At 70.0% G+C, this 23,404-nt stretch carries 20 protein-coding genes and 2 tRNA genes; 14 read left to right on the top strand and 8 right to left on the bottom strand.

Features of this window, described 5'->3' with window-relative positions:
• Positions 1–1,182 (top strand): globin domain-containing protein, encoded by a 1,182-nt coding sequence (locus RE421_RS05900; protein WP_309815823.1) that lies wholly within the window; start codon positions 1–3, stop codon positions 1,180–1,182.
• 168 nt (positions 1,183–1,350) lie between these two features.
• Here RE421_RS05900 and RE421_RS05895 read toward each other — a convergent pair whose 3' ends face one another.
• A complete protein-coding gene (locus RE421_RS05895) occupies positions 1,351–3,192 on the bottom strand; it encodes a phosphoenolpyruvate carboxykinase (GTP) (RefSeq protein WP_309815820.1) in 1,842 nt (613 codons plus the stop codon).
• 301 nt (positions 3,193–3,493) lie between these two features.
• On the opposite strand from RE421_RS05895, the gene RE421_RS05890 reads away from it, so the two are divergent.
• Positions 3,494–3,570, top strand: a tRNA-Arg gene (locus tag RE421_RS05890).
• Positions 3,571–3,588: 18 nt separating this feature from the next.
• Here RE421_RS05890 and RE421_RS05885 read toward each other — a convergent pair.
• On the bottom strand, positions 3,589–4,914 hold the full coding sequence (locus tag RE421_RS05885) for an acyltransferase (RefSeq protein ID WP_309815817.1): 1,326 nt from the start codon (positions 4,912–4,914) through the stop codon (positions 3,589–3,591).
• Between the two features lie 260 nt (positions 4,915–5,174).
• Here RE421_RS05885 and RE421_RS05880 point away from each other — a divergent pair, with 260 nt between their 5' ends.
• Complete coding sequence (locus tag RE421_RS05880) at positions 5,175–7,415, top strand: tannase/feruloyl esterase family alpha/beta hydrolase (RefSeq protein WP_309815815.1); 2,241 nt, start codon at positions 5,175–5,177, stop codon at positions 7,413–7,415.
• Positions 7,416–7,524: 109 nt separating this feature from the next.
• Positions 7,525–8,712 (top strand): AI-2E family transporter, encoded by a 1,188-nt coding sequence (locus tag RE421_RS05875; RefSeq protein ID WP_309815812.1) that lies wholly within the window; start codon positions 7,525–7,527, stop codon positions 8,710–8,712.
• A 10-nt stretch (positions 8,713–8,722) separates the two neighbouring features.
• Here RE421_RS05875 and RE421_RS05870 read toward each other — a convergent pair whose 3' ends face one another.
• From RE421_RS05870 to upp, 4 genes are all read right to left on the bottom strand, one after another.
• Entirely contained in the window at positions 8,723–9,277 is a 555-nt protein-coding gene (locus RE421_RS05870; protein WP_309815809.1) for a histidine phosphatase family protein, read from the bottom strand.
• Positions 9,278–9,357: 80 nt separating this feature from the next.
• Positions 9,358–10,590, bottom strand: coding sequence for an acyl-CoA dehydrogenase family protein (locus RE421_RS05865; protein WP_309815806.1), 1,233 nt, complete (start codon positions 10,588–10,590; stop codon positions 9,358–9,360).
• A 4-nt stretch (positions 10,591–10,594) separates the two neighbouring features.
• Entirely contained in the window at positions 10,595–11,428 is an 834-nt protein-coding gene (locus RE421_RS05860) for a winged helix-turn-helix domain-containing protein (protein ID WP_309815804.1), read from the bottom strand.
• A 377-nt stretch (positions 11,429–11,805) separates the two neighbouring features.
• Positions 11,806–12,441 carry a uracil phosphoribosyltransferase gene (gene upp, locus RE421_RS05855; protein ID WP_309815801.1) on the bottom strand — a complete coding sequence of 212 codons (636 nt, stop codon included), beginning with the start codon at positions 12,439–12,441 and terminating at the stop codon, positions 11,806–11,808.
• Between the two features lie 96 nt (positions 12,442–12,537).
• On the opposite strand from upp, the gene RE421_RS05850 reads away from it, so the two are divergent.
• The 5 genes from RE421_RS05850 (at position 12,538) to sufU (ending at position 16,385) form a co-directional block, all read left to right on the top strand.
• Positions 12,538–13,797, top strand: coding sequence for a multidrug effflux MFS transporter (locus RE421_RS05850; RefSeq protein WP_309815797.1), 1,260 nt, complete (start codon positions 12,538–12,540; stop codon positions 13,795–13,797).
• A gap of 11 nt (positions 13,798–13,808) precedes the next feature.
• Complete coding sequence (gene tadA, locus RE421_RS05845; RefSeq protein ID WP_309815795.1) at positions 13,809–14,294, top strand: tRNA adenosine(34) deaminase TadA; 486 nt, start codon at positions 13,809–13,811, stop codon at positions 14,292–14,294.
• A 51-nt stretch (positions 14,295–14,345) separates the two neighbouring features.
• A tRNA-Ser gene (locus tag RE421_RS05840) sits at positions 14,346–14,433 on the top strand.
• 165 nt (positions 14,434–14,598) lie between these two features.
• Positions 14,599–15,939, top strand: coding sequence for a cysteine desulfurase (locus tag RE421_RS05835; protein ID WP_309815792.1), 1,341 nt, complete (start codon positions 14,599–14,601; stop codon positions 15,937–15,939).
• A complete protein-coding gene (gene sufU / locus RE421_RS05830) occupies positions 15,936–16,385 on the top strand; it encodes a Fe-S cluster assembly sulfur transfer protein SufU (protein WP_309815789.1) in 450 nt (149 codons plus the stop codon). Before RE421_RS05835 ends, sufU begins: the two co-directional genes overlap by 4 nt.
• Before the next feature lie 42 nt (positions 16,386–16,427).
• Here the strand turns inward: sufU and RE421_RS05825 are convergent, their stop codons facing one another.
• Positions 16,428–17,780 (bottom strand): aminomethyl transferase family protein, encoded by a 1,353-nt coding sequence (locus tag RE421_RS05825; RefSeq protein WP_309815786.1) that lies wholly within the window; start codon positions 17,778–17,780, stop codon positions 16,428–16,430.
• A gap of 92 nt (positions 17,781–17,872) precedes the next feature.
• Between RE421_RS05825 and RE421_RS05820 the strand changes: the two genes are divergently transcribed.
• Together RE421_RS05820 and rlmH are read left to right on the top strand one after the other, a co-directional pair.
• Positions 17,873–18,835, top strand: a complete 963-nt coding sequence (locus RE421_RS05820; RefSeq protein WP_309815783.1) for a LysR family transcriptional regulator — start codon at positions 17,873–17,875, stop codon at positions 18,833–18,835.
• A 12-nt stretch (positions 18,836–18,847) separates the two neighbouring features.
• Positions 18,848–19,306 (top strand): 23S rRNA (pseudouridine(1915)-N(3))-methyltransferase RlmH, encoded by a 459-nt coding sequence (gene rlmH, locus RE421_RS05815; protein ID WP_309815780.1) that lies wholly within the window; start codon positions 18,848–18,850, stop codon positions 19,304–19,306.
• On the opposite strand, the gene RE421_RS05810 is transcribed toward rlmH, so the two are convergent.
• Positions 19,307–19,795, bottom strand: coding sequence for a MarR family transcriptional regulator (locus tag RE421_RS05810; protein WP_309815777.1), 489 nt, complete (start codon positions 19,793–19,795; stop codon positions 19,307–19,309).
• Between the two features lie 118 nt (positions 19,796–19,913).
• Here RE421_RS05810 and RE421_RS05805 point away from each other — a divergent pair, with 118 nt between their 5' ends.
• The 3 genes from RE421_RS05805 (at position 19,914) to RE421_RS05795 (ending at position 23,398) form a co-directional block, all read left to right on the top strand.
• Positions 19,914–20,384 carry a MaoC family dehydratase gene (locus RE421_RS05805; protein WP_309815774.1) on the top strand — a complete coding sequence of 157 codons (471 nt, stop codon included), beginning with the start codon at positions 19,914–19,916 and terminating at the stop codon, positions 20,382–20,384.
• A 135-nt stretch (positions 20,385–20,519) separates the two neighbouring features.
• The gene (locus RE421_RS05800; protein WP_309815770.1) at positions 20,520–22,220 is read left to right on the top strand and encodes an AMP-binding protein; all 1,701 of its coding nucleotides are present in this window, start codon (positions 20,520–20,522) and stop codon (positions 22,218–22,220) included.
• A complete protein-coding gene (locus tag RE421_RS05795) occupies positions 22,217–23,398 on the top strand; it encodes an acyl-CoA dehydrogenase family protein (protein ID WP_309815767.1) in 1,182 nt (393 codons plus the stop codon). Before RE421_RS05800 ends, RE421_RS05795 begins: the two co-directional genes overlap by 4 nt.
• The last annotated feature ends 6 nt before the right edge of the window (positions 23,399–23,404 follow it).

The following is a 23,404-nucleotide window of genomic DNA, read 5'->3' as shown; positions in this document are numbered from 1 at the left end:
ATGCTCTCGGACACCGCACGCCCCGTCATCGAGGCCACGCTTCCCGTGGTGGCAGCCCACCTGGACGAGATCACCCCGAGGTTCTACGCCCGCATGTTCGCGGCCCGCCCCGAGCTGCTGGACGGCATCTTCAGCCGCGCCAACCAGCGCAACGGCACGCAGCAGAAGGCGCTGGCCGGCTCCATCGCCGCCTTCGCGTCCCACCTCCTGCAGCACCCGGACACGCTGCCGGAGAAGGTCCTGTCCCGGATCGCCCACAAGCACACCTCGCTGGGCATCGTCGAGGAGCAGTACCCCATCGTCTACGAGCACCTCTTCGCCGCCATCGCGGAGGTGCTCGGCGATGCCGTGACCGAGGAGGTCGCCGCCGCATGGTCCGAGGTCTACTGGCTCATGGCGGACGCCCTGGTCAAGATCGAGAAGGGCCTCTACGCCCAGCAGGCCAATGACCGGGTCTGGACCCCGTGGCGGCTGGTGGCCAAAGAGGCAGCGGGACGCGGCAGCATCACCTTCCGCCTCGAGCCCGCCGACGAGACCCCCGCCAGCGCGGGCCGCCCCGGCCAGTACGTCTCCGTGCGCGTGAGGCTGCAGGACGGCCTGCGCCAGTGCCGTCAGTACTCCCTGTCCGGCGAGGCCACCTCCACCAGCACGCGCGTGTTCACCACCAAGCTGGACGAGGGCGGGGAGGTCTCCCCGCACCTGCACGCCCACCTCAACGTGGGGGACGTGATCGAGCTGTCCCATCCCTACGGGGACATCGAGCTCGACACCTCGGATGCCCCGATCGTGCTGGCGACCGCCGGCATCGGCTGCACCCCGAGCGCCTCGGTGCTGCACAACCTGGCCGCCTCCGCCTCGGAGCGGCAGGTCCTGGTGCTGCACGCCGAGCGGAGCGAGCAGGACTGGGCACTGAAGGAGCAGATGCGCGAGTCCCTGACCTCGTTGCCGAACGCCGACCTCACCCTGTGGCTCGAGGACACCGCCGGCGCCGCCGAGGAGCTGGCCCCGCGCGAGGGCTTCATGGACCTCGCCCACGTGGAGCTGCCGGCCAACGCCAAGGTCTACCTCTGCGGTCCGCTGCCCTTCATGCGGGCCGTCCGCTCCCAGGCCATCGCGGCCGGCATCCCGGCCACGGACATCCACTACGAGGTGTTCGGTCCGGACCTCTGGCTGGCCGCCTGAGCCGATGCGGCGCCCAGGCCCTCACGCCGCCGGGCACCGAAGCCGCACCGTCTCGCCGAGTCTTGGGGCCGGCGTCGGGAATCCCCCTTCCCGACGCCGGCCCCGAACCGTTAAACACGCACCGCCCGGTACCAGCTCGGTACCGGGCGGCGCGCTGAGCGCTCAGGGTCAGGCGTTGACGCGCTGCTTCAGGCCGTCCAGCTGGCCGGCGATCGAGGCGGGCAGGGAGGAGCCGAAGCGGGCGAACCACTCCTCGATGGAGGCCACCTCGGCCTTCCACTCCTCGGCGTCCACCGCCAGGGCGTCCTCGAGGTCGGCGTCAGAGAGGTCCAGGCCCGTCAGGTCCAGCGCCTCCGGGGTGGGGACGCGGCCGATCGGGGTCTCGGTGGCCTCGGCCGTGCCCTCGAGGCGCTCCACGACCCACTTGAGCACGCGGGAGTTCTCCCCGAAGCCGGGCCAGGCGAAGCCGCCGTCCCGGTTGCGGCGGAACCAGTTGACGAGGTAGATCCGCGGCAGCTTGGACTGGTCCACCTCACCGGAGACCTTGACCCAGTGCTCCAGGTAGTCGCCGGCGTCGTAGCCGATGAAGGGCAGCATGGCCATCGGGTCGCGGCGAACCACGCCCACGGCGCCCACGGCGGCGGCGGTGGTCTCGGAGGAGAGGGTGGCGCCCTTGAAGATGCCGTCCTCCCAGTCGAAGGACTCGGTCACCAGCGGGATGGTGGTCTTGCGGCGGCCACCGAAGAGGATCGCGTCCAGCTTGACCCCATTGGGCTCGTGGTACTCGTCCGCGAGCATCTCGGTCTGGTCGATCGGGGTGCAGAAGCGGGAGTTGGGGTGGGCCGCCGGTGTCTCGGACTCGGGGGTCCAGTCGTTGCCCCTCCAGTCCGTCAGGTGGGCCGGGACCTCGTCCGTCATGCCCTCCCACCACACGCCGCCGTCATCGGTGAGGGCCACGTTGGTGAAGATCGAGTTGCCCTTCGCGATCGCCTTCATGGCGTTCGGGTTGGTGGACCACCCGGTGCCGGGGGCCACGCCGAAGTAGCCGGACTCCGGGTTGACCACCCGGAATTCGCCGTCCTTGCCGGGGCGGATCCAGGTGATGTCATCGCCGAGGGTCTCGGCCTTCCAGCCCTCGATGGTCGGGTCGATCAGCGCGAGGTTGGTCTTGCCGCAGGCCGAGGGGAAGGCGCCGGAGATGGTGTAGGACTTGCCCTCGGGGTTGGTGAGCTTGAGGATCAGCATGTGCTCGGCCAGCCAGCCCTCGTCCCGGGCCATCACGGAGGCGATGCGCAGGGCGTAGCACTTCTTGCCCAGCAGCGCGTTGCCGCCGTAGCCGGAGCCGTAGGACCAGATGGAGCGCTCCTCGGGGAAGTGCACGATCCACTTGGTCTCGTTGCACGGCCAGGCCACATCGGTGTCCCCCTCCTCGAGCGGGGCGCCCACGGAGTGCAGGGCCGGGACGAAGAACGCCTCGGTCTCCTCCATCTTCTGCAGCACGTCCGTGCCGATGCGGGCCATGATGCGCATGGAGTTCACCACGTAGGCGGAGTCCGTGATCTCGACGCCGAACTTGGGATCGTCGGCGTCCAGGTGGCCCATGACGAAGGGGATGACGTACATGGTCCGTCCGTGCATGGATCCGGCGAAGGCATCCTTCAGGATCCCCTTCATCTCGGCCGGGTCCTTCCAGTTGTTGGTGAAGCCGGCGTCCTCCTCCTTCTCGGAGCAGATGAACGTCCGGTCCTCCACGCGGGCCACGTCGGCCGGGTCGGAGAAGGCGGCGTAGGAGTTCGGGACCTTGTCCTCGGCGAGCTTGACGAACGTTCCGGCCTGCACGAGTTCGCCGGCGAGCCGGTCGTACTCCTCCTGGGAGCCGTCCACCCAATACACGGAGTCCGGCTCCGTCAGCTCGGCGACCTCCTTCACCCAATCGAGCAGCTTGCCGTAGCGGGTCGGCGCTTCCGCCACGGCGCGATCTGCGAACGCGAGTGAGGAGTTGTTGGCCATGAGGGTTCCCTCCATTGGGTTGCGGGTGCATTCCGGTCAGGCACAGGGGAATGCGGCCGTGGCCGGCCGGCACCCCATTGTGCGTACACCGTCTCCGCTGGCCATTCTACCCATGGACATTTCGTGAATTTCTCGGTGACGTCACCTGACGGACACCCGCAGGGACCCCCGCGCACGACGCCGGCCACGCGCCCTCCACCCGCGGCTCACCTGCCGCCGGGGCTGGGAACGCCGGGGCGGAGCAAGATTTGGTGAACAGCGGGTGGACCGGTATAGTCTTTCAAGGCCGATCGCGGCCGATGCGCCCTTAGCTCAGCTGGATAGAGCGTCTGTCTACGGAACAGAAGGTCAGGGGTTCGAATCCCTTAGGGCGCACCACAGGCCGCCAGGCCACACTCACCCGGACTTCGGTCCGGGTTTTTTGTTGCCCGCCCCGGCTCGGATCCGTGCGAGGGCGAACAGCAGGAGCCCGGTCGCGGCCGCTGCGGTGAGGACGGTGGTGCCGGCCGCGAGCTGCAGGACCACGCCGGCAAGGCCTGCCATCACGGCCTGGGAGGCACGCCTCACGGAAGCGGTGGCTACCGGCATCCGGCCGCGTTCACCGACTGTCAGGAGCCAGGCGACGCCCGCGGTGAACCCGGCGGCCAGTCCGAGCCAGAGCGGCCGGGTGAGCCACCACCCCGCGCTGGACGGCTCGGGCAGCGCGATCCCGGTGCCCATCGCCAGGAGAGCGGTGACCCCTGCAGCGGCCAGCAACACCGGCATGTGCCAGAGGTAGATCGTCATGGCGCGTGCCGTGACGAAGCCCGTGAACGCCGCGGCCGCCCGGCGCTGGCTGAGGCCGGCGAGACGGTGCCGGCCGAGTGAGAGCAGCGAGGTCTGCGCCACGCCCACGAGCAGCAGGGCGACCGTGGGCGGATTGAGGTTCTCGACGAGGTCGGGCGAGTAGACCCCCGCGGCGACGAGTCCGGCCAGCAGGGCCACAGCAGTCAGTGCGGTCAGCACGCGCGTCCGGCGGTGCAGCGCATCGAGGCGACCGTCGGCGAGGAGGAATCCCAGTTGCTGCAGGGCCAACCAGACGAAGCCGAGGTTGAGGAGGCCGATCGCCTCGATGCCGGAGACGGCGCTCATCACCTCGACCACCACCGCGGCGGCCGCGAGGCCCAAGAGGCTGCGCAGCGGCGCACGCTCATGCGCGGCGAGCAGGATGGGCAGCAGGGCCTGGCAGAGCAGGAACACCCCCAGGAACCAGAGCGGCTGGCTGTACCGGAAGCCGGCGATCTGCACCAGCTCCGCAGGAACGCCGGAGACCGCAAGGGCCGCCAGCCCGACGCCGACGGCGGCGATCGAGAGCACGGCCGGAAGCAGGAGCCGGTGCACGCGGCCGGCAACGAAGCCGACGGCGGTGCCGCCGCGCTGGCGGAGCCGCCGGTACGCGATCGAGCCGGCGAATCCGCCGATCACGAAGAACACCGGCATGACCTGCGCCGCCCAGGTCAGCGGCGCGAACCATGCTGCCCCCTCGGCGGCGTTCTCGAACACAGGCCCCGGCTCCCCGACCGTGACACCGACCATCAGCGCGTGCAACAGCACCACCACGGCCACGCACAGCGCGCGGACCAGATCGATGCCGGGGTCACGGACCGTTCCCCCGCCCGGTTCGTCAGGGCGCCGCAGGGCGCGGGGCCGTCCGGTGTGGGCGGGTGGGTGCACGATGACCATGGAGTCCTCCTGGGTGGGTTCCCGAGGAGGCTAAGGACCCCGTTACATCCGGCACATCACCCTCACGCGCGGTTCCCACCCCTACCGGGGAGTGAGACCGGGAGCCAGTCCCTCGTCCGGACGCGAACGGTTCATTGAATAGTCCCACCGTTGTGGTCCACAACAGACTGTCCTAGCATGACGACATCGCTCAGATGTGAGATGCATCACGCCACGGGATCCCCGGGCGCGCGAGCGATCACCTGCGAAAGGACATCACCGTGAAGCACCGTCGTCATGTCTCCACCGTGCACCGAAGGCGTTCCCGCCCCAGGGTGCTGGCCGGCGTCGCCGCCCTGGCCCTGACGCTCACCGGCGCTGCCCCGGCCCTGGCGTCCGGGACGCCCGGGGCCACCGGCGGCCCCGCCGCCCCCACCGACTGTGCCGACCTGACCGGTTTCGCGTTCGAGTCCACGGTGATCACCGCGGCCGAGACCGTCCCGGCCGGGGAGCTGATCAACCGAGGCGTGCCCATCGGCGAGCACTGCCTCGTCACGGGCCACATGAACGAGCGGACCTCCGAGGTCGACGGCGAGACGTATGCCATCGGCTTCGAGATGCGCCTACCCTCCGAGTGGAGCGGGCAGTACCTCTACCAGGCCAACGGCGGCATGGACGGCACGGTGGTCACCGCAACCGGTGGGGTCGGCGGCGGCGAGAGCGGGCTGCAGATGGGCATGGCCGTCATCAGCTCCGACGCCGGGCACACCGGCAGCCAGAACCCGACCTTCGGACTGGACCAGCAGGCCCGGCTCGACTACGGATACCAGGCCGTGGGCACCCTGACCCCCATGGCGAAGGCGCTGGTCACGGAACGCTACGGGAAGGGCCCGGAGTTCTCCTACATGACCGGTGGATCCAACGGCGGCCGGCACACCATGGTGGCCGCCTCCCGCTACGCGGAGGACTACGACGGGTTCCTGGCCCTGGCGCCGGGCTTCAACCTGCCCCAGGCCGCCACCGCCCAGCTCTGGGGTGCGCAGCAGTGGGACTCCGTGGCCACCAGCGAGGACCTGAACACGGCCCTGACCACCGAGGAGCGGTCCGTGCTGGCCACGGCCATCCTGGAGCAGTGTGACGGACTGGACGGCCTGGAGGACGGCATGGTCCAGGACAGCGCGGGATGCCAGGAGGCCTTCTCGGTGGCGGAACACGTGCCCACCTGCGAGGCCGAGAGGGACGGCACCTGCCTGAGCGAGGACCAGAAGGGCGTGGTGACGAAGGTCTTCGCCGGAGCCACCACCTCCGACGGCGAGGGACTCTACAGCTCCTTCCCCTACGATCCCGGGCTGGTCAGCGGCGGCTGGGGCTTCTGGAAGTTCGGCGCCCCCATCGCGTTGGACTCCACGGCCGTCGGGTACGTCTTCTCCTCCCCGCCGTATGCCCCGGCCCTGAACGCGCTGCGGGACTTCGTGCTGGACCTGGACATCGACGAGGCGAACGAGTCCATCTACGCCACCTCGGGCGACTACACCGAGAGCGCCATGGACTTCATGACCCCGCCGGATCTGGAGTACCGGGACCTCAAGGCCACCGGCGGCAAGATGATGGTGATCCACGGGGCCTCGGACGGGGTGTTCTCCATGGAGGACACCGCGGCCTGGTACGAGGACCTCGAGGCGGCCCACGGCGGCGACGCCTCGGATTTCGTGCAGTTCTACGAGGTCCCCGGCATGGACCACGTGTCCGGTGGCCCGGCCACGGACCAGCACGATTCCCTGGCCGCCCTGGTGGACTGGGTGGAGGCCGGCGAGCAGCCGGACCGCCTGGAGGCCTGGGTCAACCCAGACAACGCCGCCCTGCCCGCGGACTGGTCCACGGACCGCAGCCGCCCGCTGTGCGCCTACCCGGAGGTGGCCGTCTACGCCGAGGGCGACCCGGAGGACGCCGCCAGCTTCGAGTGCCTGCAGGCCGAGGAGCCGGCCGACTTCACGGACAACACGGACCCGGAGACCTGGTACTACCAGCCGGTGCGCTGGATGCAGGTGACCGGGGTGTCCACCGGCTACGTGGACGGCAGCTACGGCACCCACCGGAACATCACGCGCGGCGAGTCGCTGGCGTTCCTGTACCGGTACTCGGGGGAGGAGCCCGTCGAGGACGGCGCCACCTTCTCGGACGTGCCCGCGGGTCACTCCTTCTACGAGGCGATCTCCTGGGCGGAGGCCATGGAGATCACCCAGGGCTATGCGGACGGCACCTTCCGGCCGGGCCATCAGGTGACGCGCGGCGAGTTCGCCTCCTTCCTCTACCGCGCGGCGGCACCGGAACCGGCGGAGGGCACCGAGCCCACCTTCCCGGACGTGCCGGAGGGCAGCACCCACCACGAGGCCATCACCTGGCTCGCGGCCGAGGAGCTGGTGGTCGGCTACGGCAACGGCGAGTTCCGTCCGGAGAGGCCGATCAACCGCGCCGAGGTGGCCAAGGTGCTCTTCGGGTTCGATCAGCTCGTCACGGACTGACCAGTTGCACACGGATCCTGCCGAGCCACAGTGATCATCACTGTGGCTCGGCAGGAACACTGTGGTGCCGCGCGAGACAGGAACGGGCGATTCACACAGAATGGTGCCCATGTCCACCGAAGACCCCGGCAGCCCCGGCAGCCCCGGCGACCTTGACGATTGTCAGGACGTCGAGTCCCCCGTCCCGCCCGCGGAATCCCCGCCCCCGGCACACGACCGCGGCAGCACCCGCTCGAAGCTGAGGGCGGCGCTGGATGCCGTGGGCCACCCCTTCGGCTTCGGGTTCGTCCTGACCCTCGGCGGACTGGCCGCGATCCTGCTCGGGGCGGCCCTGACCTCCCTGAGCACGGTGCTGGTGTACATCGTGCTGGCCCTGTTCCTCGCCCTCGCCCTCGACCCGGCGGTCCGGGCCCTGGAGCGCAGGGGCCTCGCCCGACCCTGGGGCATCACCATCACCCTGCTGACCTTCCTGCTCGCCATCGCCGGCGTGCTCTGGCTGATCGTGCCCACGGTGGTGCGGCAGGTCGCCCACTTCGTCCAGGGCATCCCCGGCATGGTGGACGACTTCATGGACTCCACGTTCTTCGCCCGGCTGGAGTCCTCCTTCGGGGAGGGTCTGAGCACCCTCACCACCCAGATCGAGGGCTTCCTCACCGACCCGAACAGCCTGGCCACGATCGGCGGCGGGGCCGTCCAGGCCGGCGTGGGGATCGCCAACGGTCTCTCCGGGGCCCTGATCATCCTCGTGCTCGCCCTGTACTTCCTGGCCTCGTTGAGGTCGATGAAGCGCGCCCTCTACCGCCTGGCGCCGGCACGGCATCGGCCCGGGGTCGAGGACCTGACCGAGGAGATCACCCAGTCCGTGGGCGCCTACCTTGCGGGCATGGCGGTCCTCGCCCTGTTCAACGCCGTGGTGGTCTTCATCCTCCACCTGGTCCTCGGGCTGGCCTTCCCGGCCCTCATGGCCGTCACCGCCTTCTGCATCACCATCATCCCGCTCGTGGGAACGGTCCTGTTCTGGGTGATCGGCAGCTTCTTCGCCGTCTTCGTGGACCCGGTGTCCGCACTCGTCTTCGCGATCGCGTACCTGGTCTACATGCAGGTGGAGGCCTACCTGCTGACGCCTCGGGTGATGAGCCGGGCCATCTCCATCCCCGGCGCCCTCGTGGTGATCGGCGCGCTGGTGGGCGGCACGCTGCTCGGGCTGATCGGCGCCCTCATCGCCATCCCGGTGACCGCCGCGGTCCTGCTGATCATCCGCCGGGTGGTCGTGCCCCGGCAGGACGCCAAGACCTGAGCCGGAGCGGCTAGGGGCGGGGCACCGTGAAGTGCGTCATCCGCGCGTCCCTGCCGTCCAGCGCGGCCCATTCACCCGGGATCCGGAAGACCTGCAGGCCCAGGGTGGGGTAGCGCTCGGCCATGCTCACCACCGCCTCCTCGTCCGAGTCCACGGAGGCGATCCGCATCCCGAGGTCCTGGACCCACGGCATGTGCCCGACCACCATCAGGGTGCGCACGCGCTCCTCGGTCTCGTTGATGACGGCGAGGGCGCGGGCCGCGTCGGCGTCGTAGAGCCGCGAGTCGAGATAGGGCGTGGGGGCCTGCTCCCCGAGCTCGCTGCACACCCAGGTGCAGGTCTGGCGCGTGCGCACGGCATCCGAGCACAGGATCATGTCCGGGACGATCCCGTGCTCCACCAGCCATCGCCCGGCCTCCGGGGCCTCCCGGTTGCCGCGTGAGCCCAGCGGCCGGTCATGGTCCGGCACCCCTGGGGGCCAGTCCGACTTGGCGTGACGCAAGACGATCAGCGTCTTGTCACCGGAGGTGTCGGGGCGTGCGGAGGGGACGACGTCGGCAGGCATGGTCCCAGCGTACGTCGCCATTCCAGCCCCGTCGGGGGCGGCGCGGCGGGGGCGGCGTCTCCGAGTCCGGCCGTGGCCCCTCAGCCGGTGGTGAAGGCGCTGAGACCGGTGAGGGTACGGCCGATGGTGAGCTGGTGGACCTCGTCGGTGCCCTCGTAGGTGCGCACGGACTCGAGGTTGTTGGCGTGGCGCAGCGGGGAGTGCTCCAGGGTGATGCCGTTGCCGCCGAGCATCTGGCGGGAATCGCGGGCGATGCCGATCGCCACCCGGCAGTTGTCGAGCTTGCCGGTGGAGATCATCGCCGGGGTCAGCTTCGTGGGGTCGGCATCCTTGGTGCGGCCGATCTGGTGGGCCAGCAGGTAGCCCTTGTTGATGGCCACCGCCATGTCCGCCAGCTTGGCCTGGGTCAGCTGGAAACCGCCCAGGGGGGTACCGAACTGGGTGCGGGTCGCCGAGTAGTCCAGCACCGCGTTGAAGGAGTCGCGGGCTGCGCCCATCACGCCCCAGATGATCCCGTAGCGGGCCTCGTTCAGGCAGGCGAACGGGCCTTTGAGCCCGATCGCCGAATCCGACGGCAGGATCGCCGAGGCCGGCAGTCGCACCTCGTCCAGCGTGATCTCGCACTGCACCGAGGCCCGCATCGACAGCTTCTGCCGGATCGGGGTCGCGGTGAAGCCGGGGGTATCGGTGGGGACCACGAAGCCACGGATCCCGCGGCCGCCGCCGTGTTCTGCGGTCTGGGCCCAGATGATCGCGACGTCGGCCAGGTTCGCCAGCCCGATCCACCGCTTGGAGCCGTTGAGGATCCAGTCCCCGTGGGCGCCCTGCCGGGCGTAGGTCAGCATCGAGGCCGGGTCGGAGCCGGCGGTGGGTTCGGTCAGCCCGAAGCAGCCGACGGCTTCGCCCTTCGCCATCCGCGGCAGCCACTCGTTCTTCTGCTCCTCGGAGCCGTGCCGGTGGATCGCGGACATCGCCAGGGAGCCCTGCACGGAGACGAAGGTCCGCAGCCCGGAGTCCCCGGCCTCCAGCTCCTGGGCGGCCAGTCCGTACTCCACGGCCGTCCGGCCCGGGCAGCCGTACCCCTCCAGGTGCATGCCCAGCACCCCGAGCCGGCCCAGCTCGGGGATGATCTCGGTGGGGAACACCGCCTCGTCGTACCAGTCGGCGATGTCCGGCCGGATCACCTCGTCCACGAACCGGCGCACCTGGAGGGCCAGCTCCTTCTCACCGGAGCTGAACAGCGAGTCGAGGCCCGTCAGGTCCACCGGACCCAGGAACGAACCGTCCTGACCTGCGCGCTCGGCCTGTAACATGGCGTCAGATGCTGTATTCGGGTGCCGCCCAGACGACCACCTCGGGGTGCTCGTAGAACCGGTAGCCCTGGCCGCGCACCGTCCGGACGGTCCCGGAGAGCCGGCCCAGCTTGGAGCGCAGCCGGCGGATGTGGACATCGATGGTGCGCTCGTTCGGCACCTCGTCGGAGTTCTTCCACAGGGACTCGAGCAGCTCGTCGCGGCCCACGGTGCGGCCCCCGTTCTCCACGAGGTAGTTCAGCAGCTCGAACTCCTTGTACGTGAGGTTCAGCCCCTCGCCGTCCAGCTGGACCTCACGGCGAGCCAGGTCGATCAGGACGCCGGGCTGACGGGTCGAGACCGGCGCGGGGGCCCGCAGCAGGTCCGGGCGGGTGCCCTGCTGGATGGTCGGATCGCCGAGGACCTGGCGGACCACCTCGAGGTCCGAGCCGGGGGCGCCGGCCGGGGCGATGGCCACGGCGGCGGCGGACTGGGAGCCGGGGACCAGGGATTCCACGTAGTGGCGCAGCTCGTTGGCCAGCCGCGTCAGGGACGTCCCGGCGGCAGAGGCCGCGGACTCGTCCATGCCCACGTAGATCACGAAGCCGCGGGCCTCGGTCTCGGTGGACACGGCCTGTGGGCCGGGAATGCCGTTGGGGGCCAGCACCGGCATCGGCGCGGTCTGGGGGCCGAGCTGCATCGACTCCTCCTCCACGGCATCGCCCTGGACCGGGTGGAGCTGCCGCTCGGCAGGCTGCCCATAGGTACCGCCCTGCTCGCGGTAGCTGCGGACCCGTGCCGCGCGGCGCTGGGCGTTGCGGACCGAGATGTGGACGTATCCCTGGGGACTGGTGGTCATAGTGATGAATCCTTGCGTCAGTGTCCTGTCCGGAGCGAGGGTGGCGGGTCTGGCCGGATCGCGGCCTTTCCCGCTACAGACACCCCGGACGGGAGCCGGCTCGGCCGTACCGTCGGCACCATCGCCGGCCGGTCGCCGTTCCCGAGGGAACCTCCGAGTCGCGGTCGTTCATATGACAACGATCAGACGTCACATTCGTTTCTTGCAAGTAACAATGGGACCTGCGTCTCACCATGCGAGACAAATCTTGCTTTTCGTGATGAAGGTCACGGTCTTCCCGGAGTTCTGAAGCGACTATTCCGGGACTTGGGGGCAAGCTACTGCCAACCCGGACGCCGTGCACGTTTGTGACGGACGGGGATGGCGGCCGGCCGGTGTTACTCCGCCAGGCCGTACAGCCGGTCTCCGGCATCGCCGAGTCCCGGCACGATGTAGGACTGCTCGTCCAGGCGCTCGTCGATGGCCGCCAGGTAGATGTCCACCTCCACGTCCGCCAGCTCCTTCTCCAGGCGGGCGATGCCCTCCGGGGCCCCGAGCAGGCAGATGCAGGTGACGCGGCGCGCGTTGCGGGCGTACATGAACCGGACGGCCTCGGCCAGGGTGCCACCCGTGGCCAGCATGGGGTCCAGGAGGAACACGTGCCGGTCCGTCAGGTCGGCCGGCAGGCGCTCGGCATAGGTGACGATGTCCAGGGTCTCCTCGTTGCGGGCCATGCCCAGGAATCCGACCTCGGCGCTCGGGGCCATCCGGACCATCCCCTCGAGCATGCCGAGCCCCGCCCGCAGGATGGGGACCACGAGTGGTGTCGGCTTGGCCAGCCCCACCCCGGTCATCGGCGCCACCGGGGTCTCGATCTGCACCGGCTCGACCTTCACGTCCCGGGTGGCCTCGTAGGCCAGCAGCATGACGAGCTCCTCCGTCAGCTGCCGGAAGATCATCGACGGCGTCTGCCTCTTGCGGAGGACGGTCAGTTTGTGGCCGACGAGCGGGTGTTCAACGAGCTGTACGCGCATGCCCCCAACCCTACCGGCCGGCGCCGGCGGCGACGGGGGGAGGCTGAGAGAATGGGACGTCCCACTCCCCCGTCCGGCCCGACCCGAAGGAGCCGCGTGCCTGTGCGCCAACACGCCAGAAACGCCCCGCCCACAGCCGTCCCCGGCAGTCAGGCCCCCACCGTGCTGCTGATCGGCCTGCTGGCGCTGCTCTCCGCCGTCTCCCCGCTGGCCACGGACATGTACCTGCCCGCCTTCCCGGACATCGCCGGCGATCTGGGCACCACCGCCTCGGGCGTGCAACTGACGCTGACCTCCTTCATGCTCGGGCTTGCGGCCGGCCAGCTCGTGATCGGCCCCCTGTCCGATTCCACCGGCCGGCGCGGCCCCCTGCTGATCGGCACGGTCGCCTGTCTGCTGGCGGGCATCGCCTGCGCGCTGGCGCCCACCGTCACCGTCCTGGTGATCGCCAGGTTCCTCCAGGGCTTCACCGGGGCGGCCGGCGTCGTGCTCTCCCGCGCCATCATCACGGACACCACCCGGGGGCCGGCCACCGCGCAGCTCTTGAGCCTGATGATGGTGATCGGCGGCATCATGCCGGTGCTCGCCCCGCTCGGCGGCGGCCTGATCCTGGAGGTGGCGGACTGGCGCGGGGTCTTCTGGGTGATCACGGCGCTCGTGGCCGTCATGGTGATCGGCGTGGCCACCTCCGTCCGCGAGACGTTGCCACCGGAGCGCCGGCACGCCGGCGGGCTGCGGACCCTGCTCGGCCACACCGGGGCCGTGGTGCGCGACCGCGGATACGTCTCCGCCGCCCTGGTCTTCGCCCTCGGCTTCGGCGCCCTGTTCTCATACGTCTCCGCCTCCCCCTTCGTGCTGCAGAACGTGGTGGGCCTGAGCACCCTGGAGTACTCGCTCGTGTTCGGCGTGAACTCCGTGGGCATCATGGCCACCGGCGCCCTGAACATCCGGCTCGTCGGCCGGTTCCCCGTCCGCCGCATCCTCGCCGTGGGGGTGGCCGTGATGCTGGCCGCCGCCATCGGGTTGTTCGCCTCCGTCCTGCTGGGCACCCCCGCCGTGCCCACCCTGGTCTCCATGTTCCTGCTGACCTCCTCCATGGGCCTGGTCCTGGGCAACGGCTCCGCGCTGGCCATGCGGGCGGTCCCGACGTCGGCCGGGACCGCCTCCGCGTTCATGGGCGCCTTCCAATTCCTGCTGGGAGCCGCCGTGGCACCGCTCGTGGGCCTGGGCGGGGAGCACGATCCACTGCCGATGGCGGCGTTCGTGCTGGGCTCCGCCGTCCTGTCGGCAGCGTGCTTCCTCGCGGTCCCGCGCGATGACACCGCCACCCCCGACTCCGCCTCCGGCAACGGCTAGGCTCGGCGACCATGACCTCTGAGCGCGATCCAAGGCTGGAGTGGATGGGCCTGGCTCTGGACCAGGCCCGAGCGGCGCTGGAGACGGCCGACGTGCCGATCGGGGCCGTCGTCGTGGGCCCGGACGGGACCGTCCTCGGGACCGGGCGCAACGAGCGGGAGGCCACCGGCGATCCGACCGCCCACGCCGAGGTACTGGCCCTGCGGCAGGCGGCCTCCGCGCGGCGGGACGCCGGGGATGCCGATGGGTGGCGGCTGGCCGACTGCACGCTCGTGGCGACCCTGGAGCCGTGCGCCATGTGCGCGGGGGCGCTGGTGCTGGCCCGGATCCCGCGGCTGGTCTTCGGGGCCTGGGATCCCAAGGCGGGGGCCTGCGGCTCCGTGTTCGACGTGGTGCGCGAACCCCGGCTGAACCACTGGGTGGAGGTGTTCGGCGGGGTGCGGCAGGCCGAGTGCGCCGGGCTGCTGACCGAGTTCTTCCGGGGGCACCGGCGCTGACGGCGGCCGGTTTGGGCTGCCTTCGGCCGCTCCGGTACAGTAGTCCAGTCTGGTGACGTGTCCGAGCGGCCGAAGGTGCAACACTCGAAATGTTGTGTAGGGCAACCTACCGTGGGTTCAAATCCCACCGTCACCGCCAACAGAGAAGGCCCCCGCGGCCCGGGATTCCCGGGCTCCGGGGGCCTTCGCGCATCCTGGCCGGCGCCACGGTGCCACCGCCCCTCGGCCGGGGCGGAACAAACCGGCGGCCCGCGGTGCTATGCCAGTGGTGCATGCGGCAGTCGACCCCCGAAAGGCAGTGCAGATGACCGAAGCGTCCGAGACCATCCCGACCGAGGCGACCGGGCCGGCATCGTCCCTGCCGTCCGCTGCCCCCACGGCGGCCGAGGTCAAGCGGTGGCGCGAGGACTTCCCGCTGCTGTCCGCCGAGGTCAACGGCCACCCGCTGGCCTACCTGGACTCGGGTGCCACCTCGCAGAAGCCGCGCGCCGTGCTGGATGCCGAGCGGAACTACTACGAGGGCCTCAACGCCGCCGTGCACCGCGGCGCCCACACGCTGGCCGCGGAGGCCACCCTCCTGTTCGAGGACGCCCGCGCCACCGTGGCGGACTTCGTGGGCGCCGAGGAGGACGAGATCGTCTGGACCTCCAACGCCACCGAGGCGCTGAACCTCGTGGCCTATGCCTTCTCGAACGCGACCGTCGGCCGCGGCGGAGCGGGGGCCGAGCGGTTCCGGCTGGGCGCCGGCGACGAGATCGTGGTGACCGAGATGGAGCACCACGCCAACCTCATCCCCTGGCAGGAGCTGGCCTTCCGCACCGGCGCCACCCTGCGGTACATCCCGGTCGGTGACGACGGCGCCCTGGACCTGGACGCGGCCGACTCGGTGATCACCGAGCGCACCCGGCTGCTCGCCTTCACGCATGTCTCGAACGTCCTGGGCCTGGTCAACCCGGTGGAGGAGCTGGTGTCCCGGGCCCGCGCCGTCGGCGCCCTCGTGGTCCTGGACGCCTGCCAGTCCGTGCCGCACCTGCCCGTGGACATGAAGGCTCTGGACGTGGACTTCGCCGCGTTCTCCGGTCACAAGATGCTCGCACCCACCGGCATCGGGGCGCTCTACGGCCGCCGCGAGCTGCTGGCCGCGATGCCCCCGTTCCTCACCGGCGGATCCATGATCACCACCGTCACCATGGAGTCCGCCGAGTTCCTGCCGCCGCCGCAGCGCTTCGAGGCCGGCACCCAGCGCGTCTCCCAGGCCATCGCCCTGGCCGAGGCCGTGAGATACCTGCAGGGCATCGGCATGGACCGCATCGCGGCCCATGAGGACGAGCTCGGGAAGCGCCTGCTGGACGGACTCGGCCGGATCCCCGGGGTGCGGATCCTCGGCGGCCAGGCCGCCGGCCCGCGGGTGGGCGCGGCCAGCTTCGACCTGCCCGGGGTGCACGCGCACGACGTCGGCCAGTTCCTGGACGATCAGGGCATCGCCGTGCGCGTGGGTCACCATTGCGCCCAGCCGCTGCACCGCCGCCTCGGGGTCACGGCCTCCACCCGGGCCAGCACCTACCTGTACAACACCACTGAGGATGTGGACCGCTTCCTGGCCGGGGTGGCCCAGACCGCCGAGTTCTTCGGGGTGAACGCATGAGCTCCTCCGATCTGCAGAACCTGTACCAGCAGGTCATCCTCGACTACTCGAAGAACCCGTACGGGGTGGGCCTGCTGGGCGATGCCGCCGGGTCCTCGCACCAGCTCAACCCGACCTGCGGGGACGAGATCACCCTGGAGGTGCACCTGGACGGGGACACCGTCACGCGCCTCCGCTGGGAGGGGCACGGCTGCGCCATCTCCCAGGCCTCCGCCTCCCTCCTGACCGAGCTCGCCGAGGGGCTCACGGTGTCTGACCTGAAGGTGAGGATCGACGCCTTCCGCACCGCGATGCAGTCTCGCGGAAAGATCGCCCCGGACGAGGAGCTCCTCGGCGACGCGGTCGCCCTGGGCGGGGTCTCGAGGTACGTGGCCCGCGTGAAGTGCGCGATGCTCGGCTGGGTCGCCGCCGAGCACGCACTCACCATGGCCGAGACCCGCGGCTGACCCTCTCCGCGCCCTCTGCTTCGCCCGCCCCGTGTGGTGGTGTCAGTTCTTGCGGTAGTTCTCCCGGGCGAAGGAGGAGTAGGGCGCCGGCTCCACGGTGGCCCGGATATGCACCTGCCGGTGCTCCTCCACGGAGGGTTTGGCCGAGGGGGTCTCCTCTCCCCACACCACGGTGACCTCCGTGCCGGGCTCGGCGAAGTCGGCGTCCACGCTGGCCAGTGAGACGAAGGCCTGCTCGTTGGTGAGGTAGCCGGCGTCGTGTGAGATGCCCGCGTCACGGCCGTCCACCAGCACGCGGTCCACCTGGTACTGGCCATAGCGGGCCTTGGGGAAGTCGATGTACTTGGCGGGCACGCCGGGTTCGAACTGGGTCCGGATGGCGGCGGCCACGTCCTCCGGCTTCCAGACGAGGGTGACCTTCTGGCGCTGCGGCGCCGCGGCAAGCCGCTCGAGGGCCGCCCTGCCGATGAACTCGTGGTCGAAGGAGACGCTGCGGCCGTACCCGAGGTCGTAGGGGGTCAGGTAGTAGTCCTCGACGGTGTCCGAGGCCAGCGAACCGGCCAGGGAACCGGCCCGGGCGGCCGGGAGCCAGTCGCGGTAGGCCTCGGTGCCCTCACCGCTGAAGATCGCCGGGAAGGGCGAGGGGACCCAGGCCGATTCGAGGTTCGAGGAGGAGTACGCCTTCGAGCCGACCTGCACCAGATCCAGGCCCTCGCCGGCGGCCAGCAGGGCGTTCCGGACCCGCTCGCCCTCGCCCCAGGGCCCGAAGAGCTCGAAGCCCGGCTGTCCAGCCATGCCGTGGCGCAGCGACCGGACCTGCAGCCCGTCGATCTCGAAGGTGGCCATGCCGAAGAAACGCGTCTCGGGGACGGCGGCGCCGGTCGCCCTCTCCATCAGCTCCAGGGCGCGGGGACCCTGAACCTCGAAGCGGTACTGCTTCGGGTCCCCCGGGCGGACGGCGGAGCTGGCGTCCCGCTCGAAGGAGACGTCGTAGTCGCCGTTCTCCCCGTGGTACTGCACCCAGTCCAGCACCATGTGCCAGCCGACCAGGTCGAAGGACCCCTCCTCGAGGTAGAACAGGATGGCGTCGCCGATGAGGTAGCCCTCGTGGTTGACCGCGATGAACTGCTTGGCCTTGTTGGGGGCGAACTTTGCGAAGCTGTTGACGCCCACGTCCGAGAGCAGCCTCAGCGCATCCGGGCCGGTGATGAACAGGTCGGTCATGTGATGGGACTGGTCCAGCAGCGCCACGGAGTTCCGCCAGGACCGCTGCTCGGAACGCCAGTTCGTGAACTCAGGCTGGACCGGGAAGACGGTGGGACGGGACGGGGCGTTGCGCAGGTACTCGACGGGCGATCCTGCGCGGGCGATGGCGGCGGCCAGCGATTCGGTCATGGAGACACTCCTGATAGACGGTCTGTGGTCTGCTTCACATCCAGCCTACGTATAGTTGGTGGCAAAGAGGATAAGAATTGCTTATCTTCATCATGCCGACGGGACACTCCATGGACCTCAACCTGGTGCGGACCTTCGTGGCCGTCCACGAGACCCGCAACCTGACCCTCGCGGCCGCACGGCTCTACGTGTCCCAGCCGGCGGTCAGCCAGGCGCTGGCCAAGCTGCGCAGGGCTTTGGGCGACCCGCTGTTCGAACGGACCGGCCGCACCATGGAGCCCACGCCCCTGGCCCGGTCGGTCTACCCGGGCTTCCGGGACTCCCTCGTGGCGATCGACCGGGCCCTGGACGCCGTGCACACCTTCGACCCACGGACCTCGGACCACCGGTTCCGGGTGGCCATGTCCGAACTGGGCGAGATCGGGTATTTTCCCGCCCTGTTCTCCGCCGTCCGCACCGAGGCACCCGGGGTGAGCGTCGACGTCGTGCCCCTGGACCTGGACCGGCTGCCCGGCTGGCTCGGCCGCGGGACCGTGGACCTGGCCGTCACCTCGCTGCCGCTGACCGGCAGCTTCGAGCACGAGGTGCTCAAGTCCGAGGGGTACGTGGCCTTGATGGGCCACGGGCACCCGCTGGCCAGGCACGACGTCGGCCTGTCCGGATACCTGCAGGCCCACCACGCCGTGGTGTCCGGGGATTCGGGCCGGCCGACGCTGGAAGCGGCCCTGCGCCGCCTGGGCGCCGCGATCACCCCGGCGGTCACGGTCAACCACTTCGCCTCCCTGCCGCCGCTGCTGGCCACCCGGGACGACCTGATCGCCACGGTGCCGGTCTCGATCGCCACCGGCTGGGCGGCCTCCTGGCCGCTGACCCTGCGCGAGCTGCCCTTCGAACTGGTCGGGGCAGAGGTCTCTCTGCTCAGGCGCACCACCGCCCAGCACGCGGCGGCCCTGGACTGGTTCCACCGCACGGTGCTGCGGGCCCTGCGCGGGGAGCCCGGGGAGTTCTCCGCCATCGGCGCCCCGCCCCCGCCCGGCACGGTGCCCCGCAGCTGACAGGATGGACCCATGAGCGTGAAGGTCCTGGCCGTCGGCAAGAAGCATGAGTCCTGGGTGTCCGAGGGGATCGACCGCTACGCCAAGCGCCTCAAGAAGCCCTTCGACCTGACCTGGCAGCTGCTGCCGCATTCCTCCCGCGAGGGCGACGCAGCCCGCCAGGAGGAGTCCGCCCGGATCCTGGCCAAGGTCGGCGAGCGCGACCACGTGGTCCTCCTGGACGAGCGGGGGAAGAACGTGGACTCCCCCGGGCTGGCGCGGCACCTGCAGTCCCGGTTCGATCTCGGCGAGACCGTCACCGTGGTGATCGGCGGGGCCTACGGGGTGGACGAGAGCGTGCACGCGCGGGCCGGCTTCGTGTGGTCACTCTCCAAGCTCGTCTTCCCCCATCAGCTCGTCCGGCTCCTCCTCGCCGAGCAGCTCTACCGCGCCCAGGAGATCGCCGGCGGACGGCCGTACCACCACGTGTGATCAGCGCGGCAGCTCGGGCAGCGCCGCCCGACAGGCGCGGAGGAACGTGGCGAATTGACCGCGTTCGGACGGAGGGAGTGCGGCCAACAGGTCCCTCTCGAGCGCAGACACCGGCTCGCGGACGGATTCAAGCACCTCGTGACCTTTCGCCGTGAGGTGGAGCGGGAACCTCCGCCCGTTCTCAGGATCCCTCTCACGGCGCACATAGCCCGACTCGATCAGCGGGGTCATCGTCTCGGCCATGGACTGCGCCCTGACAAAGGACCGCCGGGCCACGTCCGACGAGGTGGTGCCGGGCCAGCGGTCCAGCACGGACAGTGCGGTGTACTGGGCGGTGGTCAGGCCGGCCCCCCGCTGGGCAGCTTGCTCCAACGGCGCGCGCAGTCCCATCTCCAATTGCTTGATCGTGTAGATGAACCAGCCCTCGACGGGTTCAGGTCGAGTCACCGCCGCCGGCTGGCCCTCATGCTGCTGCGGATCGTCCATCATGCTCCCGTGGTGGTCAGGGCGGAGCCCGCCCGGCTGGGCATCAACCTAGCACGCAACACGTCTTATATCAGGTAGCCTGAAAGTAGTCCCATCTGAGCGTCAACGCAAGGAAAACACCATGGCAGCACCTGCGATCACCAAGGTCAGCACCACCGTCGCCGGCCTCCCCGCCCTGCAGGGGCAGAGCCTCGGCCCTTCGCCCTGGTTCCGCGTGACCCAAGCGGACGTCAACGCCTATGCGGACGTCTCCAGGGACCGCAATCCCATCCACCTCGACCCCACCGTCGCAGCCCGCAGCCCCTTCGGGCGAACCGTGGCCCACGGCTACCTGACCCTGAGCCTGATCGTGCCCCTCATGGCTGAGGTGCTCGAGGTGACCGACATGGCCACTGGAATGAACTACGGCCTGGACCGGCTGCGTTTTCCCGCCCCGGTTCCCGTGGGCGGCCACATTCGACTGCGTGGCGAGATCGTCGACACCACGCCGCTCGAGGCCGGACAGCAGATCTCGGTCGCCGTGACCATCGAGGTCGAGGGCTCCGCCAAGCCGGCCTGCGTGGCCAAGATGCTGCTGCGCTACTACCGGTAGGCCCGCGGTAGGTCCGGACGCCGGCCAGGTCGAGGGCGCCACCGCGCCCCTTGACTATAATTTCAGGATGCCTGAAACTCGGAGTGGCGCAGCTCACAGCCGTAGCCCACGACGTCGTCTCACGGGAGTCCTGGAATGTATGAGAACTATGCCGTCCTCTGGAACCGCATAGCCGCGCGCGCACCACACCTGACGGCCATCCGGGCCGATCACCGTGACCTGACCTACGGTGAGCTCGAGCAGCTCGCGTCCGCCGTTGCGGACGCCATGGCCAGCCGGGGTGTGGGCTCCGGGGATCGCGTGGCGTTCTTCCTGCACAACACCGCCGAGTACCTCGTGCTGTTCTACGCCTGCCTCAAACTCGAAGCGATCCCGGTGTCCGTGAACTTCCGGTACCAGGGCACCGAGTTGGCTGCGCTGCTCCGGGTCAGCGAGCCAACGGTGCTGGCTCATGGGGCTGCCTATGCTCCGGCGGTCGAGGAAGCCCTCAGCCTCCTGGAGGGCCGCGCCGCAGAGTCCCTGAAGCTGCTGGTCGAGATCGGTGCCGATGCCGGGTTCCCGAAGGAGCCCGGTGTGGATCGCGTTCAGTTCAAGGATCTGTCCGCCCCCGTCGACGGGGACGGACACCGAGAGCGTCGCCCTGATCCGAGCCGTGACGCCGAGTTGTACATCTTCACCGGTGGCACCACGGGCACTCCCAAGGCGGTGGTCTGGGGCATCGGCGATCTGCTGCATATCCAGCAGTCCTCCATCTACGGCCCCCTGGGCCTGGAGCCGCCGGCGGATCTGGAGGCGGCCGTCGCGGTGGCCGTGGATGAGAGCCTCCCGAGGGTTCGCACCCTGCCGCTGGCCCCCTTCATCCACGCCACCGCCCTGTTCAGCGCCATGAATACCCTGGCGGTCGGCGGCACGGTGGTCATCAACCCCAGCGCCAGCCTGTCCCCGGCAGCCGCGTCCCGGCTCATCGTGGCCGCGGCGGTGACCAGGCTTATCGTGGCTGGTGACGCCGTCGTGGTCCCCCTGCTGGAGGCACTCGAGACCGAGCAGGCCGGGTCCGCACCATCCCTGACCTCGGTCATCAGTTCCGGCATGCGGTTCAGCGACGACACCAAGCGTCGCATCCACGCGTTGGGCCAGGTCTCGATCGTGGACATCCTGGCCTCCACGGAGGGCGGCCCCTATGCCACGGCCACCACGACTGCCGCCGACGAGTTGCCGGCCCGGTTCCGGTTAACCGATGATGCCGTCGTCCTGGACCCGGGCCAGCGCGAGGTCCAGGACGAGCCCGGTGCCATTGGGGTGCTGGCCTATCGCGGCGCCCTGCCCAGGGGCTACCTGAACGACTCGGAGAAGTCCGAGGAGACCTACCCGGTGATCAACGGAGTCCGACACTGCTCGCCCGGCGACTACGTCCGTGTCCAGGAGCACGGATACATCGAGTTGCTGGGCCGTGGCAGTTCCGTGGTGAACACGGGAGGCGAGAAGGTCTTCCCGGGTGAGGTCGAGGAGGTCCTGATGGGGCACCCCGGCGTGCTGGATGCAGTGGTCTTCGGAACCCCTGACCCCGTGTGGGGAGAACGGGTGACGGCCGCGGTCGCCGTCGATCCCGGTGCCTCGGTCACCGAGAAGGACCTGTTAGAGGACCTCGGGTCCCGGCTCGCCGGGTACAAGAAGCCGCGCGCCCTCTTCCTGCGGGACACCTTGAACCGGGGCCCCTCCGGAAAGCTCGACATGCGCTCGCTCAAGGCCCTCGCCGCTCGGGACGCACCACACCAGGCCCCACCCACAGCCCCACCCACCGCGCCGGGCGGATCAGACCCTGAGGAGCAGGCATGACCACCGGATTCCTGGGCACCGCCGATTACTTCGGCTACGCCGACCTGCTCTCCGAGGCGGAGCAGACCGTGCTGGACCGGCTCCGCTCCTTCCTCCGGACTGAGGCCGAGCCGGTGTTGGCCGACCACTGGGAACGCGGAGAGTCCCCCGTGTTCCTGAGGGACGGGTTGGCCGCACTGGACCTCGCCGACCCGGCCGAGATCCGGGCAGCCGGGGAAACCGTCAGGCCGTTGTTCTCCGGCTTCCGAAACCTCGAGTTCTCCCGCGTGGACGGCTCCGTGGCGATCCTCTTCGGCGGTCAGGCCGGGATGTTCCGCACGGTGGTGGCCACCGGCGGCAGCGAGGAGCAGGTGGATGCCTGGGACGCGGAGATCGCCGCCTTCCGGATGACGGGCTGCTTCGCCCTGACCGAGCCGGACCACGGCTCGGACATTGCGCGCGGGGTCCAGACCGAGGCCCGCCGGGACGGCGAGGGCTGGGTCCTCAACGGCGCCAAACGATGGATCGGCAACGCGGCCTTCTCCCAATACGTGGCGGTGGCCGCGAAGGATGTAGACGACGGTCAAGTCAAGGTATTCCTGGCCCGCACCGACGATCCCGGCCTGGAACTGTCCAAGATCGAGGGCAAGACCTCGCTGCGCATGGTCGACAACTCGGACATCCGCCTGCGGGACGTGCGCGTTCCGGAGACCTTCCGCCTGCAGCGGATCAACTCCTTCGCGGATCTGAACCGGGCCTTCGAGACCCTGCGTCCGGACGTGGTTTGGAACGCCACCGGACTGCAGCTGGGTCTCTACGAGACCGTGCTGGACTACACCAGGAAACGCGAGCAGTTCGGCCGACCCATCGCGTCGTTCCAGCTGGTCCAGGACCACCTCGTGACCATGCTCGGCAACACCAACGCCTCCCTGGCCATCGCCGTCCGGCTGTCCCACCTGGCGGCCGCAGGAGGGGTCAGCGGCGAACAGGCGGCCTTGGCCAAGACCTGGGTCTGCCGCCACATGCGCCAGACCGCGGCCCTGGGACGCGAGCTGTTGGGCGGCAACGGCATCCTGCTGGAGCACAAGGCGGCCCGGTTCCACGCCGACGCCGAATCCCTCTACACCTTCGAGGGCACCGACCAGATCAACACCCTCATCGTGGGCCGGGCCATCACCGGCCACAGTGCCTTCCTCTGAAACGGA

It is taken from the genome of Citricoccus sp. I39-566 (assembly GCF_031432995.1).
Classification (GTDB): Bacteria; Actinomycetota; Actinomycetes; order Actinomycetales; family Micrococcaceae; genus Citricoccus; species Citricoccus nitrophenolicus_A.
The sequence above is the reverse complement of the archived record's forward strand: the minus strand, read 5'-3'. Positions and strand labels throughout refer to the sequence as shown.

Excerpts from the sequence above, each read along its gene's own strand:
- RE421_RS05900 (WP_309815823.1), top strand. The coding sequence starts at position 1 with ATGCTCTCGGACACCGCACGCCCCGTCATCGAGGCCACGCTTCCCGTG.
- RE421_RS05895 (WP_309815820.1), bottom strand. The coding sequence starts at position 3,192 with ATGGCCAACAACTCCTCACTCGCGTTCGCAGATCGCGCCGTGGCGGAA.
- RE421_RS05885 (WP_309815817.1), bottom strand. The coding sequence starts at position 4,914 with ATGGTCATCGTGCACCCACCCGCCCACACCGGACGGCCCCGCGCCCTG.
- RE421_RS05875 (WP_309815812.1), top strand. The coding sequence starts at position 7,525 with ATGTCCACCGAAGACCCCGGCAGCCCCGGCAGCCCCGGCGACCTTGAC.
- RE421_RS05870 (WP_309815809.1), bottom strand. The coding sequence starts at position 9,277 with ATGCCTGCCGACGTCGTCCCCTCCGCACGCCCCGACACCTCCGGTGAC.
- RE421_RS05865 (WP_309815806.1), bottom strand. The coding sequence starts at position 10,590 with ATGTTACAGGCCGAGCGCGCAGGTCAGGACGGTTCGTTCCTGGGTCCG.
- RE421_RS05860 (WP_309815804.1), bottom strand. The coding sequence starts at position 11,428 with ATGACCACCAGTCCCCAGGGATACGTCCACATCTCGGTCCGCAACGCC.
- upp (WP_309815801.1), bottom strand. The coding sequence starts at position 12,441 with ATGCGCGTACAGCTCGTTGAACACCCGCTCGTCGGCCACAAACTGACC.
- tadA (WP_309815795.1), top strand. The coding sequence starts at position 13,809 with ATGACCTCTGAGCGCGATCCAAGGCTGGAGTGGATGGGCCTGGCTCTG.
- RE421_RS05835 (WP_309815792.1), top strand. The coding sequence starts at position 14,599 with ATGACCGAAGCGTCCGAGACCATCCCGACCGAGGCGACCGGGCCGGCA.
- sufU (WP_309815789.1), top strand. The coding sequence starts at position 15,936 with ATGAGCTCCTCCGATCTGCAGAACCTGTACCAGCAGGTCATCCTCGAC.
- RE421_RS05825 (WP_309815786.1), bottom strand. The coding sequence starts at position 17,780 with ATGACCGAATCGCTGGCCGCCGCCATCGCCCGCGCAGGATCGCCCGTC.
- RE421_RS05820 (WP_309815783.1), top strand. The coding sequence starts at position 17,873 with ATGCCGACGGGACACTCCATGGACCTCAACCTGGTGCGGACCTTCGTG.
- rlmH (WP_309815780.1), top strand. The coding sequence starts at position 18,848 with ATGAGCGTGAAGGTCCTGGCCGTCGGCAAGAAGCATGAGTCCTGGGTG.
- RE421_RS05810 (WP_309815777.1), bottom strand. The coding sequence starts at position 19,795 with ATGATGGACGATCCGCAGCAGCATGAGGGCCAGCCGGCGGCGGTGACT.
- RE421_RS05805 (WP_309815774.1), top strand. The coding sequence starts at position 19,914 with ATGGCAGCACCTGCGATCACCAAGGTCAGCACCACCGTCGCCGGCCTC.
- RE421_RS05800 (WP_309815770.1), top strand. The coding sequence starts at position 20,520 with ATGTATGAGAACTATGCCGTCCTCTGGAACCGCATAGCCGCGCGCGCA.
- RE421_RS05795 (WP_309815767.1), top strand. The coding sequence starts at position 22,217 with ATGACCACCGGATTCCTGGGCACCGCCGATTACTTCGGCTACGCCGAC.